Source organism: Marivirga aurantiaca, from assembly GCF_016679925.1.
Taxonomy (GTDB): Bacteria; Bacteroidota; Bacteroidia; order Cytophagales; family Cyclobacteriaceae; genus Marivirga; species Marivirga aurantiaca.
The window spans coordinates 217,326-233,597 of sequence record NZ_JAEQBW010000002.1 but is presented as its reverse complement, the minus strand read 5'-3'; the positions used below and the strand labels follow the sequence as shown (position 1 = coordinate 233,597).

At 36.8% G+C, this 16,272-nt stretch carries 14 protein-coding genes and 1 tRNA gene; 3 read left to right on the top strand and 12 right to left on the bottom strand.

Annotation, left to right across the window (positions count from 1 at the left end; translation table 11 throughout):
• Window positions 1–200 precede the first annotated feature (200 nt).
• Complete coding sequence (locus tag JKA74_RS06510; protein ID WP_201430355.1) at window positions 201–1,730, top strand: hypothetical protein; 1,530 nt, start codon at window positions 201–203, stop codon at window positions 1,728–1,730.
• Between the two features lie 90 nt (window positions 1,731–1,820).
• On the opposite strand, the gene JKA74_RS06505 is transcribed toward JKA74_RS06510, so the two are convergent.
• The 3 genes from JKA74_RS06505 to JKA74_RS06495 form a co-directional block, all read right to left on the bottom strand.
• A complete protein-coding gene (locus JKA74_RS06505; RefSeq protein ID WP_201430354.1) occupies window positions 1,821–2,762 on the bottom strand; it encodes a DUF6929 family protein in 942 nt (313 codons plus the stop codon).
• A 440-nt stretch (window positions 2,763–3,202) separates the two neighbouring features.
• A complete protein-coding gene (locus tag JKA74_RS06500) occupies window positions 3,203–3,445 on the bottom strand; it encodes a GIY-YIG nuclease family protein (protein WP_201430353.1) in 243 nt (80 codons plus the stop codon).
• Between the two features lie 37 nt (window positions 3,446–3,482).
• Window positions 3,483–3,556: transfer RNA gene (locus JKA74_RS06495), tRNA-Arg, on the bottom strand.
• 266 nt (window positions 3,557–3,822) lie between these two features.
• On the opposite strand from JKA74_RS06495, the gene JKA74_RS06490 reads away from it, so the two are divergent.
• Window positions 3,823–4,563: an outer membrane beta-barrel protein gene (locus JKA74_RS06490; RefSeq protein ID WP_201430352.1), complete on the top strand. Its 741-nt coding sequence runs from the start codon at window positions 3,823–3,825 to the stop codon at window positions 4,561–4,563.
• A gap of 162 nt (window positions 4,564–4,725) precedes the next feature.
• On the opposite strand, the gene JKA74_RS06485 is transcribed toward JKA74_RS06490, so the two are convergent.
• Genes JKA74_RS06485 through rpoN form a run of 3 tightly spaced genes read right to left on the bottom strand, consistent with a single transcriptional unit; the run spans window position 4,726 to window position 7,556 of the window.
• A complete protein-coding gene (locus JKA74_RS06485; protein ID WP_201430351.1) occupies window positions 4,726–5,505 on the bottom strand; it encodes an enoyl-CoA hydratase/isomerase family protein in 780 nt (259 codons plus the stop codon).
• A gap of 3 nt (window positions 5,506–5,508) precedes the next feature.
• Window positions 5,509–6,078 carry a PA-phosphatase gene (locus tag JKA74_RS06480; protein WP_201430350.1) on the bottom strand — a complete coding sequence of 190 codons (570 nt, stop codon included), beginning with the start codon at window positions 6,076–6,078 and terminating at the stop codon, window positions 5,509–5,511.
• A gap of 50 nt (window positions 6,079–6,128) precedes the next feature.
• On the bottom strand, window positions 6,129–7,556 hold the full coding sequence (gene rpoN / locus JKA74_RS06475; RefSeq protein WP_201430349.1) for an RNA polymerase factor sigma-54: 1,428 nt from the start codon (window positions 7,554–7,556) through the stop codon (window positions 6,129–6,131).
• A gap of 245 nt (window positions 7,557–7,801) precedes the next feature.
• Between rpoN and asnS the strand changes: the two genes are divergently transcribed.
• Window positions 7,802–9,253 carry an asparagine--tRNA ligase gene (gene asnS / locus JKA74_RS06470; protein ID WP_201430348.1) on the top strand — a complete coding sequence of 484 codons (1,452 nt, stop codon included), beginning with the start codon at window positions 7,802–7,804 and terminating at the stop codon, window positions 9,251–9,253.
• A gap of 295 nt (window positions 9,254–9,548) precedes the next feature.
• Here the strand turns inward: asnS and JKA74_RS06465 are convergent, their stop codons facing one another.
• The 6 genes from JKA74_RS06465 to JKA74_RS06440 form a co-directional block, all read right to left on the bottom strand.
• Complete coding sequence (locus JKA74_RS06465; protein ID WP_201430347.1) at window positions 9,549–11,159, bottom strand: energy transducer TonB; 1,611 nt, start codon at window positions 11,157–11,159, stop codon at window positions 9,549–9,551.
• A 399-nt stretch (window positions 11,160–11,558) separates the two neighbouring features.
• Complete coding sequence (locus JKA74_RS06460; protein ID WP_201430346.1) at window positions 11,559–12,164, bottom strand: hypothetical protein; 606 nt, start codon at window positions 12,162–12,164, stop codon at window positions 11,559–11,561.
• Window positions 12,165–12,447: 283 nt separating this feature from the next.
• Entirely contained in the window at window positions 12,448–13,614 is a 1,167-nt protein-coding gene (locus tag JKA74_RS06455; protein ID WP_201430345.1) for an MFS transporter, read from the bottom strand.
• Window positions 13,615–13,632: 18 nt separating this feature from the next.
• Window positions 13,633–14,205, bottom strand: a complete 573-nt coding sequence (locus JKA74_RS06450) for an NUDIX domain-containing protein (protein WP_201430344.1) — start codon at window positions 14,203–14,205, stop codon at window positions 13,633–13,635.
• An 87-nt stretch (window positions 14,206–14,292) separates the two neighbouring features.
• Window positions 14,293–14,661 carry a CoA-binding protein gene (locus JKA74_RS06445; RefSeq protein WP_201430656.1) on the bottom strand — a complete coding sequence of 123 codons (369 nt, stop codon included), beginning with the start codon at window positions 14,659–14,661 and terminating at the stop codon, window positions 14,293–14,295.
• Window positions 14,662–14,693: 32 nt separating this feature from the next.
• Window positions 14,694–16,265, bottom strand: a complete 1,572-nt coding sequence (locus JKA74_RS06440) for an NAD(P)/FAD-dependent oxidoreductase (protein ID WP_201430343.1) — start codon at window positions 16,263–16,265, stop codon at window positions 14,694–14,696.
• Between the last annotated feature and the right edge of the window lie 7 nt (window positions 16,266–16,272).

Here is a 16,272-nt window from a genome sequence, read left to right as displayed (position 1 = left end):
TCATGATATAAACAAAATGATGGTTCTTTTAAAACCATCATTTTTTTTTTAAAAAAGCAAAAGTTTTCTAGATGTAGTGTTTCCGGTTTAAGGAGCAAATTATACTTGAAACATGTATTTAGCTATCGATTCACTACATTTTGAGAACAAAAAATAAAATACTAGCAAGCGTATAACACTTTTTAAACTAAGAACGAATTATGAAAAACTTTAAAACTTTAAACATATGCCTGGCTTCCATGGCAATGTTTTTTATGTGTTCTTGTCAGCAGGATGAAATTACTGTAGACGAGAAAAACGGTATAGAACTAATACTCACCGGAGACATGGTAGATGATAGTAAAACCTCACAGAGAGACGAACATGAAAACGGTGTGTCAGATTGTGATATTTCTTTAGCGGCTTATGCTTTAGTGGAAATTAGCGGAAACAGCTATAAAGTAGACATAAAGCAATGGGAAAGTAACTTTAAAACTGATTTAATTGAATTAGGACCAGGAAGCTATACTGTTACCAGCTGCCAGTTATATGATGAAGATGACAACCCGCTATTCGCTACTCCAATGGAGGGAAGTGAATTTGGGAAATTTGTCAACCACGCATTACCTATTGATTTTGAGGTTGAGCAATACAGAAAAATAGAATATAACATGGAAGTGCTTTGTGTGGAAGATTTCACTCCACCGCAATTTGGTTTCGTATTCTGGAATATTGAACTGAAGGAAGTCAAAAACCTTTGTGTATTCGCTAATTTCTGTCAACCTGAAGCAGGTCATGAAGTTGCAACCTTAGAGGCTTTCATTTATCCTAATTCGGAAGAAACAACAGAAACGGATTTAATATGGAGTGGTTCAGCAGATGGTGATTTTGAAAGCGATGATGAAACTAATGAGCTCCTTTGTCTGAAATTCCCTTATGATGCAAATATGCCAACTGAAGAGCAATCTTATTATGTGGAATTATATATAAATGGCATATTATTCTCAGGAACTATCAGTCTGGACAGAGTAGACATGATCAATGAAGAGGATGGTTACCTGCACTTAAATGAAAATTGCCAAGGTGATTTTGACTTCCTTGAAAACTCATATAATATTTCCTGGGAAGATATAAATGATGAACAAGAGCCTGGGGAACTACAGGAAAATGATCTGGACTATAATGACTTTATAGTGAGAACCACAACTTATACTGATATTAACACAGGTTATTTAAATTTTAAATTTGAGCCATTAGCAAGAGGCGGTTCATATAATCACGCTTTCAAAATGTGGTTACCAGGAACCGGTTATGTGATATCAGGTGATGCCGCCAGCGTAACAGAGTCAGGTGGCAATACTATTGTAGTTGTTTATCCGGAAACCAGGGATGCATTTCCTATCAATGAAAAATTCGTGAATGTTAGATGTAGCGGGTATTCAGACGTAGGTATTGAGAAAACTGTTACTATTGAAAGTGCTCCAACAGATTTCACTTTCTGGTTAACCAATCCATTTTCAGCAAACCTTGCTGTGCAGGGTGGTCCGGATTATGATTTGACTATGGGCAATCTTTTCCCGCCATCAACTTTCACTAAAGATGGAGAAACTTTTAGAAATGGCCTTATTACTCCTCTGGACTGGAAATGGGCTAGAGAAAGTGTTGACATCAGAACTATTTATGGTAATAATTTCGAAACAAACTTTATTCCTATTTCTAATCTCTATACATTATATGCCAACTGTCCATAAGCTCTGATCACAGTTGAAAAAGGATATCTTCAATAGAAGGTATCCTTTTCTATAGAATACATCTGGATTTGAGAGAGGTTTACCCTCACATCACCACTTCAATCGGCCTCTCAACAAGAGAGATTCACCCCCATCGCTATCAGTCACCAATAATAGCTCTGCTTCATTAGCTGATATTTGATTGAAAACAGACACAGATTCCACCTTGATAAATTTATTAGTAGCACCTATTAAAGTCCAGCGCCAGGCATTCTGATCATCAATACTGGCTATATCTACTATCCCAATGAAACTCCCTAGAATTGCCCCGTCATCATATGCGTTATCAGTATCTTCCACTGAAGCGGAAAGGATTAAATGTGTGGAATTGTTAGTGATAGTAGCTCCGGAAACACCTGCTTCAATCCCTTTAATAGCTGGCAAATCCATTTTAATTATTTGAGGTTTGGGAAAAGGTATTTCATTCTGAATAGCACGCAAAAAATTATCGTAATTAAAAAGGAATATTAAATTACCACTTCGGTTAAACAATAACAATTCTTGATCCACCAAAGCAACGGCTTCAATATTCAATTCATTATTATGTACTTCTTGTATCCCTTTTAAATAATGATAAAAAGCACTGATCTGATATTTCTTAATAGATAGAGTTTTGCCTAATAATACCCTAACAAAATAATCCCTTTCAGGTGATTTAGAGCCTGATCCGAATAAAATAATCTCATCTTCATTCACCATTTCCATAGCTTCAAAATCAGGCTTCAATGGCTTGGGGATTTGTTCATCAGATAAGTTTTCTATTGAAAAAATAGTTGTTTTAGACACTATATTAAAGTTGTCATCCAATTGAAATAGAAAAGGGCTATCATCCCCTATTAAATAGATGTCCATACCAGAAATAGCCATTCCGGAAGCACTAGGTACGCCATCTAGAACTTTTGTTTCTAAAATTTCAATTTGTAATGTATTAGGTTGACAAGCCATGGCAATGAAAGAAAACAAGAGAGCTATATTATTTTTATAAAGATGCATATATTGTTAACTCTACACAATTTCATAAAAACATTCTTTTCTTCATTATCCCTAATTAGTGGGTTAAGTAAACATTTAGAGGACTTTCATAGTGATAGCTGCAAGTAATAACTCCATCCACAAAAAGAGACTGCCGGTTAGAGCAAGCTTTTGTGACCTCGGCAGGATTCAAATGCCGAGTAAGTTCGGCACAGGCTCTGCTAACTCCTGAGCCGTAATCATATGCCCTATTCTTCCCATAACTATCGGAAGAGCTACGAAGCCATAGCTTGAAGATAGATCATTTAGAAAACGACCCAAACCACAGAATAGGTAAACTTGAAATTTTGGACATAAAAAAAGCCTGCCGGTTAGAGCAAGCTTTATAGTGACCTCGCAGAATTCTGCAACCTTCCCGCTGATAGCGGGATGCTCTATTCAATTGAGCTACCTAGCCATAGCTATGAAGGTAAATCCTTTAAGAAACGTGCCGCTCCTCGTTTCTTTATCTTTGTCTCTAATTTCATTGCTTCACTCCGATCAGCTACCTCAATGCTCCAAACCAAAATCCAGGGAACGCCCTTCCTTGTATGCTTCCCATGACCTAGATTATGCCTTATGAGTCGCTCTTCTATATCGGAAGTTTGACCTACATAATATTGACCAAGCTTTTTACTGTATAATATATAAACTTGAAAACTCATGACATAAAAAAAGCCTGCTGGTTAGAGCAAGCTTTAGTGACCTCGGCAGGATTCAAACCTGCAACCTCCTGAGCCGTAATCAGGTGCTCTATTCAATTGAGCTACGAAGCCATATATTGACTGTTTTATTTATTCTTTTAAAGCTTGCTTGTGACAGGACTCTATCCTGTAACCTTCCCGCCCTAGCGGGATGCTCTATTCTTCCGATAGCTATCGGAAGAGCTACGAAGCCATTACAATAAAAATTCTGAAACTACGTTTGAGAATCAGTTTGCAAATCTATGGAATTATTCAGGATAAGAAAAGCCTTTTAATTATTTATGCTATAAATTAAAACACTATCTTTGTCCGCTGAAAGTGAAAACCACAAATCATTTATGAAGAAATTATTGACGCTTAGCCTTTTATTTATCACAATCCTATCAGCGCATTCGCAAAACCTTAAAGAAAAAAATACTTTTGGTCCTCGTCCTGACCTTCCCGGAGATTTAACTTTATCATTCGGGCTAAACATGTTGGCACATAATAGTGTGGAAGCCATGAAACTAAAGACTTTTGGAAACAACTATTTCTCAGCAGGTTATTCCTATCCTGTTCGTCTCGGGAATACAAATTTCACTTTCAATGGAGGTTTTTCTTTCTCTTTTGAAAAATATGCTTTAGACACTGCTCTTACACTTAATTACACTGAAAGCGTTCTTGATGAAGGGCAAACTGTTTTTCTTGATTCCATTGGCAACAATATAATTGGAGATGGATTTGTTGAGAAATCAAAATTTGAAGCCAATTATATCAATATCCCTATTGAATTCAGGTACTACTTCAATAAAGACAAAATTGGAAGAGGTTTATTTCTTGCTGCCGGTGGAAGTATTGGTTATTTAATTAACGGTAAAACAAAAATTAAATATGTTGAAAATGAGGATACTAAAAAGCTTAAACGAAAAGAAGGCTTTGAGTTAAATCAATTTCGCTACGGAGCTCATGTGAGGGTAGGAATTGCCGGATTTGGTGCTTTCTTTAATTATGACGTATCTGAATTGTTTAATCCGGGAAGAGGTCCTGAAAATACTTCAGCTACCCCATACAGATTTGGATTAAGTATTAATTTATTTTAAATAGAGCCTATTAAGCAATTACAAGAGAATCATTTGTAACTACTTGAAAATAAGCCCCCCGATAGCCTATCGGGGAAATGACGAACATTTGATACCATAAAAAAGTCCATGCTCTTGAAAAGCATGGACTTTTTTATGGCATCTACTTTTTTATTAAAATATTTAAACTCCTTTAAACTCGGGCTTTCTCTTATCCAGAAAAGCCTGTTTACCTTCTTTATAATCATCAGAAGTGCCAGCTATTTGCTGACTGTATTTTTCATATTCCAGCATTTCATCTAATGAAGACGAAGAAGCCTTGTTCAGCATTTTCTTGATCATACCTATAGATTTGGTAGGGGCTTTGGCAAAATAATCGGTATAGGATTTTACTGCTTCATCCAATTCCTCATCCGGCACAACCTTATTGATTATCCCCAACTCAAAAGCTTCTCTAGCACTTACTTTTGTACCCATCGCACATAGTTCAAAAGCTTTTTGATAACCTACCAGGTTTGGCAGAAAGAAGGAAGAACCTGAATCAGGCACTAAACCAATATTAATAAAAACTTCTACCATTTTGGCGGATTCAGCTGCCACAATCATATCTGCTGCGAGTGCCAGTGAGCAACCTGCCCCCGCGGCCACGCCATTCAACCTTGCAATGATAGGCTTAGGAAGGCTTCTCATGGATCGGATGATCGGATTATACCTCTTCTCAAGCGAATTGTAAAACATTTTGTCATCATCGTCCCTTGCAGATTTTAAATCCTGCCCGGAACAAAAAGCCTTTCCTTCACCTGTGATAACCACTACCCTTACCGCTTCGTCTTTGGCAGCACTTTTTAAGGCATTCTGGAATTCATAACTAATGCCATCATTAAAAGCATTATAAAATTCCGGCCTGTTAAAAGTGATGGTACAAACACCTTCACTTAGATCATATTTTAAAAACTCGTACATTTTTTATCTGTTTAAAATTAATATCGTCAGAAAATTTATCAAAAATCCCAATGCTAAGCCTGCCCAAACCTGACTTACACTATGTACCAGCAATTTTAAGCGAGCTGAGGCTACAAGGCCACAAAGGGCAAAGCAAAGAGCGAGCCCCATGTACAAATTGGAACTTTCCGTTTGAAACAGCAAAGCAAAATAAATACCTGTGGCTCCTGAAACAGCAATAGCATGTGCACTTATCTTCCAAAATAAAGTAATAATAGTGAGAAGTACAATGCTGAAAGTAATAGAAACCATTACATAATTGACTAAGGGAGGGAAACGAAATTTCTCCCAAAACAAATAAGTGGTAGCCATGTAAAATAAGGAATTAAAAAAGAATGGAATGAACCTCTCCCTCCTGATTTCCATATTTAAATTACTTATGTTCTTAGTGAAATTTAATAACAACACCCCCATTAATGGGATTAAAAAGGTGGTCATTAAAACCATCACCATAAAGCGCCAGCTCAAATCCGGCTGAAAACCTAATGAATAAGGGATAAAAAACAATATGCCCAGGAAGATATAGCTGGGCATAAGCAACGGCTGAAAAGCTATCGATATAAATTTTGCGGCACGGATGCTCACTACAATTCTTTTCTTAATCGTGCTACAGGAATGTTTAACTGCTCTCGGTATTTGGCCACCGTTCTGCGGGCAATCTGATACCCTTTTTCTTTTAATAATTTCTCCAATTTATCATCAGATAAAGGCTTACTTTTATCTTCTTTATCAATGAAAGACTTTAGTGTATTTTTAACTTCGCGAGAACTCACATCCTCACCTGAATCTGTAGCTATACCTTCAGAGAAGAAATATTTCAAAGGATAAATACCAAATTCTGTCTGTACTGATTTACTGTTAGCTACTCTGGAAACAGTAGAAATATCCATATCAATCTTTTCGGCTATGTCCTTCAGAATCATAGGGCGTAATTTACTTTCATCACCATCTTTAAAAAACTCATATTGATATTCCAAAATGGCCTGCATGGTATTCAATAATGTCAGCTGTCTTTGTTTAATAGCATCAATAAACCATTTAGCTGCATCCAGTTTTTGCTTTACAAAGCCAACTGTTTCTTTTAACTTCTTGTCTTTTTTATCGCTCTTGTCATAAGCTTTCATCATTTCAGAATAAGATGAACTCACGCGTAGATCAGGAGCATTTCTGGAATTAAGACTCAACACTAATTCTCCATGCTGATTATTGAGGATAAAATCAGGCATTAGATATTGCGTTTTTACCAGGCCTGATCCTGAGCCACCTGGCTTCGGATTAAGTTTGGTAATCGCATTAACCGCCTCTTTAAATAAATCCTCATCTTCAATATTGAGTTTCTTAATGATTTTTTCGTAATGCTTTTTACTAAATTCCTCAAAGCAAACATCAATAATCTGAGCAGCCAGCTTATTGGCTTCCGATTGTTCAATTCTTCTTTCAAGTTGTAGTAATAAACATTCCTGTAGATTTCGTGCAGCTATACCAGCCGGGTCGAAATCCTGGATCAACATCAAAACTTCCTCAACTTCTTCCTCATCTGTTTCCACATTTTGAGAAAAGGCCAGATCATTTACAATGGCATCAAGTTCTCTGCGGATGTAGCCATCACTCTCAATACTACCAATGAGTTGCTTCCCGATTTTCTCCCTTCTGGAATCCAACCCCAAAAAGCCCAATTGTGTCATGAGCTGATCATTCAATGAAGTGCTGACGGCAATAGGCATCTCCCTTTCCTCTTCCTGTCCGCCATTATCACTTTGCATTTTATAACCGGCATAATCATCATCCTGCAAATAATCATTGATGTCGATTTCGTCATTACTAGTATCCTCCTCATATTCATCAGCTGAATCATCCTCCTCCTTGCCTTCTTCCAAAGCAGGGTTTATTTCAAGTTCTTCTTCAATGCGGCTATCGAGCTCAGCAGTAGGAACCTGCAGCAATTTGATAAATTGGATTTGCTGCGGAGATAAACGCTGACCTAGACCTTGTGTTAATATGAGTTTCTGCATAGAAGTTTAAAAACTAAAAATTGTGCCAATTATTATTATTCTCTATTTTACACCTTAAGATAAGGTAATTTCAACTGTTTAAAAAATCAAAAACGACCACTAAACGCTGTAAATTTCTCAATAAATTCGGGATGGAACCAATAGAATCAATTCAAATTTATTTAAATTCTTTAAATCTTTGATAAAAAGGCTAAAATATCGTTTTTTTGCCTCGATTTTGTACCATTGTTAAACGCAAATATTATATGACGGTTCCAGCGAGAATTAAGATTAAAAAGTTATTAACGGAGCAGGCCAGCAATCAGCCGACTTTAGTAAAAGGATGGGTAAGAACTAAGAGGGGAAATAAGAATGTTAACTTTATTGCTTTAAATGATGGTTCTACAATCAATAACATCCAAATAGTAGCAGATCCTGCTGTCATCAGTGAGGATACATTGAAAAAAATCACTACCGGAGCTGCTATCAGTGTAATTGGTAAGGTGGTTGAATCTGCTGGAAGTGGGCAAGCCGTGGAAGTTGTTGCTGAGCAAATAGAAGTACTGGGAACAGCTGATCCTGAAAAATATCCTTTGCAGCCTAAGAAGCATTCAATGGAGTTTATGCGTGAAATAGCTCATTTGCGCATGCGTAGCAATACTTTTGGTGCTGTTTTCAGAGTGAGACATGCTCTTTCCTTTGCTGTACACCAGTTTTTCCATGAAAAAGGATTTTACAATTTGCATACGCCTATCATAACAGGGAGCGATGCGGAAGGTGCAGGCGAAACTTTTCATGTGACAAATTTCGACTTGAAAAAAATCCCTTTAACCGAAGAAGGTGAGGTAGATTATAAAAAAGATTTCTTTGGCAGTGAAACCAATTTAACGGTTTCCGGTCAGTTGGAAGGCGAGTTAGGTGCCATGGCCCTAGGGGAAATTTATACTTTCGGCCCTACTTTCAGAGCTGAAAACTCCAACACTACCCGGCATTTAGCTGAATTCTGGATGATAGAGCCTGAAATGGCTTTTTATGAATTGCAGGATAACATACAGCTAGCTGAGGATTTATTGAAATATGTGGTAAAATATGCCATTACCAATTGTCAGGATGATTTGCAGTTTTTATCTGCAAGGGCTGAAGAGGAAGAAAAGAACAAGCCGCAAACCGAAAGACAGGAAATGAGCCTGCTGGAAAGGTTACAGTTTATTCTTGACAATGATTTCGAGCGCATAACCTATACTGAAGCCATTGAAATTTTGAAAAACAGTAAGCCTAACAAAAAGAAGAAGTTCAATTATATTATTGAAGATTGGGGTGCTGATCTCCAATCGGAACATGAAAGATATTTGGTGGAGAAGCATTTCAAAAAACCAGTAGTAATTTATAACTACCCAAAAGAGATCAAGGCATTTTATATGCGTCAGAATGAGGATGATAAAACAGTGGCTGCCATGGATATTTTATTCCCGGGTATTGGAGAAATAGTAGGTGGCTCCCAAAGGGAAGAGCGACTGGAAAAACTACAGGCCAGAATGGGTGAAATGCATATTCCTGAAGAAGATTTATGGTGGTATTTAGATACCCGTAAATTTGGTACCGCCCCACATAGCGGCTTCGGACTAGGCTTTGAAAGGCTTATGCTATTTGTGACCGGCATGGGCAATATCAGGGATGTTATTCCTTTCCCGAGGACCCCGGACAATGCAGAGTTTTAAAGTATTGAAATCATAAGGTAGAAAGCGTTGAACGAAAGTTTGACGCTTTTTTTGGTTAAGGATTAGAACTCACTAAATCATTTTACCTAGTAAGAAGCATAAGGTTTTTCTAATTGCTAAGCCAGGACAGCCTTATACAATTGCCAAATCAACTGCTACTTACTATAGCTATGGTAAATACTTTTAATTAATAGGCTTTTTCTTTTGGTATTCGAAAAAACTTAAAAAATCTTTATCCACCCTTTTACTTTTATTGCTTTACCCCACTACAACATCCCTTTCTTTAACTTAATATTCAATACCCCATTGGCGAAGCAGGAGGATTAAAATTGTTCATCATCCTCTGGTGATGCATGTGCATGTGTAAGTGATTAAGATGATAATAGTTTACAGGCTGGCGATAATACCTATTAATGCTAAATTCAACAGGAGCAACAAATTCACTGTATCTTTTAACTCTATTTTTCTTGTATGGACGAAAAGCACGTTTATTGAAAAGGTAATATTTAATAAAGTTATTCACCAAACCGTTTATTTGGGGATGAATTTCATTTAGTAAAGAGTAATCCACAACATTACCTCTATCATCAAGCACAAAATGTATGAGCAAAAACCCTTGTGCATTAACACTTAATGCCTCATCATAAAAGTATTGGTTTATGTGATTAGTAAATTTTTTCTGCAACCTCTTTATTTTAAAGTTATACCTATCATCTGTTATTTGGAATATCGTATCCGAATCCTCTCCAATTCTATAAGATGATACTAAGGTATTCTTGCGGAAAATATTGGTATGTGTTGTATTGTTTAATTGATCATATTCATTTATCTCTGTATAATTATTTGATTCTAAAATATTTGTACCAGTAGAATCTATAATAGAAATATATTCAACCTTATTTTGCGCACCATATGTATTAGTTTCTATATATTTGTAATACTTTTTTAAATTTCCCTTTTGATTATATATTTTCACTTCCTTAGGGTCATTATCTTCATATATAATTTCCTGCCTGATATAGCCATTTGGATAATATGACTCAAAAATTCCATTTTTTATATTAGGATAAAAAGAAGAATAAGTCGCTGAGTACAACTTAATAGTATCCTCTATATTATAATAATCTAGATTCCACAAGGAGTCCTTTTTTTCAACTATTTTAGAATAAAAAAATGCATTTTCGATGTTCCCGGTTTCCTGCCAGTATTTATCATAAAGTATAGGCTCGTCATTATGATATTTTTCGTAATATTCTGCTGTTTTTATAATGGAAAGTATGTTATTATACTCATATTGACCGGAGGTGATCTTTTCTTTCAAACTGGGGATATCAGAAAAATATTTTAAAGCTTTTTCTTTAAAATATTTGTTATCTGGAAAGTTTTGCCAAAACTCGCTACCTTTTTCTTTCACCAAATAAGTTTCTACAATGGGGGACTGACCACTCGAATACATCTTCCTGAAATGATAATGTTTAGCAAAAGTCATGTCACCAAATTCAGAAATAAACTGTGCATAATCAGGCTTATCTTTTAGCGTATTCTGATTAAAATATTTCGAAATAACAAAAAAGGAATCTACCCCTATTACAAAACCCTGGACTTCTTCCGGTTTAATTTTATCCCGAAATTCACCTTCCCCATTCTTAAACAAAATTTTATCCCCTTTAAATTTAATCAGTCCTCTTACTTTACTGCCCGAACGATTATAGTAATGGCCAATTTCATAAGATTCAACATTGAAAATTTCAGTTAATTTGTTTTCGGGCGAATAAATAATGGGATCAAAATATCCATCGAAAATATTACCATTCCAATCAGTTTTATAACCAACATATGTCTGTGAATACCCACTAGTGCACGTGCAAATAAGTATGGCTACAGTAATTTTAATAATTTTCGTCATTTTTTTTATATGAAGTTTTTGATTTTCAAGAATAGCTAACCGATTGGTAAACACTCAAACTTTGAAAAATAATCAAAATCGTTTCATCTCCTTCTATCAAGCTATTTTTGAAAAGAGCGTTAATAATCTTAAGCATTCTACCTCCTTTTCAAAGCCTCAACCAATAAGTTATGTAAGGTTTAATAAACCGCTAAGCTAGGTAAATAATATTCAATTTAAACTGGAAGATTTTACATTTCATCGAATAGGCTACACAGAATAAATTAAAAGATTCGAATGGTTGAGAATTGGATTGAGATAGGATTTAATATTTGAATGCAGCTGACGGCTTAAAGCCTTCTGACACCAGTCAGAGATAGGTGTCAGACGGTTTACGAACCGTCTGACGCATGATTAGAGTTAAGCAACATCATACTGCAAATCTATCTTTGATTTAACAGTTATGTACCCTAAGATACGCTTTAGATAAATCCATTCACCCTTAACTTTGATAAAAATAGCTGCGTTTCCTTCTTCGTAACCATTATCAAAATGATCATACTGTACATAGGCCGCATAAGAATCATGGTTAAAGATAGGAGGGTATAAAACACAAAAAGCATCTTTCCCTTCATGTTTTAATCCCAATAAATCTTTATTGAAACTATTCAGATTTAAATTATCTGTATGCTTGCTTGATGCTTGAATCTGATATTTCTCATGTCTTTTTGTAACAGAATATCCGAAATGAATCTTCAAGTCAATTTTTTCAATCAAGTATTCCTCATTCTTCCACTCGTACCCACCATCGGGTGGTGCAGACTGTACACTATCATTATTATACTGTATTTTGAAGTATTTATAAGTCTTAAGCTCGGTAGAGATTGCACCATATTGATTTAAAGAATCATGAAGTATTAATTTTTTCAAAACATTCAGGGATTCATTAGAATCAGAAATCCTACTCTCTTGACTACTGTTGCAGGAGAATAATGAAATAATTAATAAGATAAAGATTGATTTCAATCTAAATCGGTTAAGGCTTAAAATAAGCTGTCGTTTTGTTTAAATATAGTGAATATTTAAGAAATCAATTGGTCAAAATGCTATCAACTTTTTTGGTAGAGTCTATCAATACAACTAGTTGTTCTCAGCTTTTGAACCATCTCGTTTACACTACATGCGTCTGACGGCTTAAAGCCTTCTGACGCCAGCCAGCTAGAGAGGCTTCAGACAGTTTCGAATTATCAGAAGTCTGGCAACTAATAGCACATGATTTTTATCTTTCAGGCTTACCTATTAATCAGCATCATTTAAACGACCTCTTCGGAGCCAGAAACCTCAAATACAAAAAACCAGCAAATGCAAAACCCGCACCGGTGAAAAATGTCAGTTTAAAATTAGCGCTATCATTGGCGTAAACCCATCCTGAAATAACAGCCCCTAAACCTACTCCGATTTCAAGAAATATGTACAAAGTAGCCAGGGCCTTTCCTCTTTTATCCTCTTCCGCAAGATCAATGGCCCATGCAAATACAGTAGGCGAGTTCATGCCAACTGCAAAACCAAATACAATCCCCGCTCCTATTAAGGTAACAAGGGAGCCAGAATAAGCTATTAAAACCATGGCCACCGATAACAGCAGGGCCGAAACAGTTAATACCTTTACCCTACCTATCCTATCAGATATTTTACCTGCCACTATCCTCACCACCAGAGAAGCCAATACAAATACAGCAAAAAATAACCCTTTATTACTTATGTTAAGATATTCACTATAATCAGGCATAATGGTAAGCACCAAACCGAAAGAAAAAACTGTCAAAGCCATAAAAATGGCTGGAGGCAATACATTTACATCTATGATCTCATTTCTCTTCAACTTTAACAAACGAAAATGAAAAGGAACTTTGTCAGCCAGGGTTTCATTCATTCCAGCCAAAATAATGATACTGAGAATTGCCAAAACAGAAGAAGTATAAAATACCACATCCACAGGATACATACTGCCCAGATGACCACCCACTGCATTGCCGGTAGCCGTACCTACACTAATGGCCACTCCAATTACACCCATTGCCTCACCTCTTCTTCTTGGCGGTACAATATCAGCCACATAAGCAGCATTGCCGGTAGGGGTAAAACCAGTAGAAAAACCATGTACCAGTCGCAGGACCAGAAAAGCTACTACTGTGGTCACAAAAGGATAAATTAAGCCAGTGACAAAACAAATGACCGCGCCAAAAATCATGACAGGTAACCTGCCTATTTTATCAGCCAATTTCCCGCTGAAAGGCCTGGAAATTCCTGCAGTAATAGTGAATAAGCCAATGATCCAGCCTTTATATTCTGCTCCGCCCAAACTGGTAATATAAGCTGGCAGCTCAGGAATAATCATGTTAAAACTGGCAAAGAATAAGAATGCACTAAGGCTGAGGAGTAGGAAAGACTTATTGAGAAGAGGTGCTTTTTGCATAATGTTAAGAGGAATATATCAGCTATTTATGTTTCCTGTCTTTATCTCTCTATCCAATTTCAAAAGTGCCGCCATGCTAATGGAATCCGAAATTTCTCCTCTCATCACCATTTCCAGGGCTTCCTGTAAAGGTAATTTCTTTATTTTCAACTCTTCAGTCTCTTCAAATTCAGTTTCACCCTCCGTTAAACCTCTTGCTAAAAACACATACCCCACCTCATCTGAAACAGAATTACTGGTATGGATACGCATAAATTGCTCCCAGTGAGAAGCCGTAAGCCCGGTTTCTTCCTTCAATTCTCTTTTAGCAGTGGCTAATAGATCTTCTCCTTCCGGGCTCCCTCCTTCCGGGATTTCCCAGCTGTACTCATTTAAAGGGTAACGATACTGCCCCACCAGCCAGGTATTACCATCTTCATCAATAGGAATTATACCGATGGCTATATTTTTAAAATGCACCCTTCCATAAATACTTTCCCCTCCGGAAGGGTTGATTACCTGATCCTCCTCCACTTTGATCCATGGATTTTCATATTTAATTTCAGAGCTGATTTTTTTCCAGGGATTATGAGTGGGATCTTTATCAGGCATTTTTCTTGATTTCAGGAATTATTGAAGGGATAAAATTCAGAAAATTAAACATAGAAATCAAAAAACTCCTTTATTAAGAATTGTGAATCAATAAACCCCACTGCCCAACATCACTAATGTACAGGAATTTTCGGTTTCAATACCGTTTCCGGATGCCTTCACTGCTAATTCAGGATTTTCCGTTCCGGGATTGAAAATGATTCTCTTGGGAGCCAAACCGATCAGGTAATCGTAATATTCCGGTTGATGCTGTGGACCTATATACATGGTAATGGTATCTATGTCTTTCAAAACAGGGGCAGTTTTTATGTCCAGTATTTCATGGCCTAACACTTCTCCTTTTTTAATTCCTATAGGTACAATTTCATGGCCTGCACGGGTTAACCTTTCCGCAGCTAAATAAGCATATCTTGATGGGTTATTGGTAGCTCCTACTATTAATGTTTTCTTGCTCATCATTCAATTATTTATCTAAAGATTATCAAAATCTAATTCCCTTCTCCGTAAAGTGCCAGAATTTGTTCAGCACACCTTTCTCCATCCATGGCCGCTGAAACAATGCCACCGGCATATCCGGCACCTTCCCCACAAGGAAAAAGCCTTTTTGTGCTTATGTGTTCCAACGTTATTTTATCACGAGGGATACGTACAGGTGAGGAAGTACGGCTCTCTACTCCTACAATCTGAGCTTCATTGGTCAGGTAGCCCTTCATTTTTTTTCCGAAAGAGACAAAAGCTTCTTTTAATCTTTGAGAAATAAAATCGGGCAGAACTTCTTCCATGTTTACAGATTTTAATCCCGGTTGATAAGAAGTATCAGCTAAATCTTTGCTTACTTTTCCCTGGGTAAAATCTATCAATCGCTGGGCAGGTGCGGTTTGTGTTTTCCCTGCTTTTTCCCAGGCTTTATGTTCAATATTCTTTTGCAGTTCCAATCCTTTTAAAGGACCCAATTCTGCGTATTCTTCCATATCTTCCAACTCCACCGCTACTACTATTCCTGAATTGGCATACTTTGAATCTCTGCGTGAAGGACTCATTCCGTTAACTACTACTTCTCCATTAGAAGTTGCCGAGGGAACAATAAAGCCCCCGGGGCACATGCAAAATGAAAATACACCTCGCTGCTTTCCTTTAAAATGAGTTTGGTGTACCAATGCATAAGAGGAAGCCGGAAGGTAGACTCCTCTGTCATCACATTTGTACTGAATTTTATCAATTATATGTTGCGGATGTTCTACTCGTACACCTAAAGCAAATGGTTTGGCTTCAATAGTAATTCCTGTATTGTGCAATAGTTCAAAAATATCCCTGGCTGAGTGTCCCGTTGCCAAAATAAAGGCTTCCGCATTATATATATTGCCTTCTTCAGTTTTAACTGCTCTCATTTCCTGATTTTCAAGAATAAAACCAGTCACCTTTGTGTTAAAGTGAACTTCTCCACCTTTTTCAATAATGGTTTCCCTAATACTTTGTATAATTTTTGGTAATTTATTGGTGCCAATATGTGGGTGTGCATCAATCATGATATCTTCGGAAGCACCATGAGCCACCAGGATTTCCAGAATGCGATAAATATCCCCTCTTTTCTTGGATCGGGTATAAAGTTTCCCATCAGAATAGGTACCGGCACCACCTTCACCAAAACAGTAGTTACTTTCACTATTCACCAGGTGCTTTTTATTGATATCTGCCAGATCACGCCTTCTGGCTCTTACATCTTTTCCGCGTTCCAAAAGAATAGGTTTCCACCCTAACTCTATCAAACGGAGAGCTGCAAACATTCCGGCAGGACCAGCTCCTATTATCACTACTTTTTTACTTTCGGAAACCCTCGGTAAATTTTCAATGGAATAATTAATACGATTAGGCACGGGCTCTTCCCCAAAAACTTCTACCTGTAAACGCACTACCACAGACTTTGAGCGAGCATCAATGGAGCGCTTATGTATTCTTACAGCTGAGTTTTCCTTTAACCCGAGATTACGCCTGACATGTTCCAAAACATGTTCCTCATCAAAAGCCTGTTCCGGTGTTAAAATAATTTCTTTAATAAACATATAATGC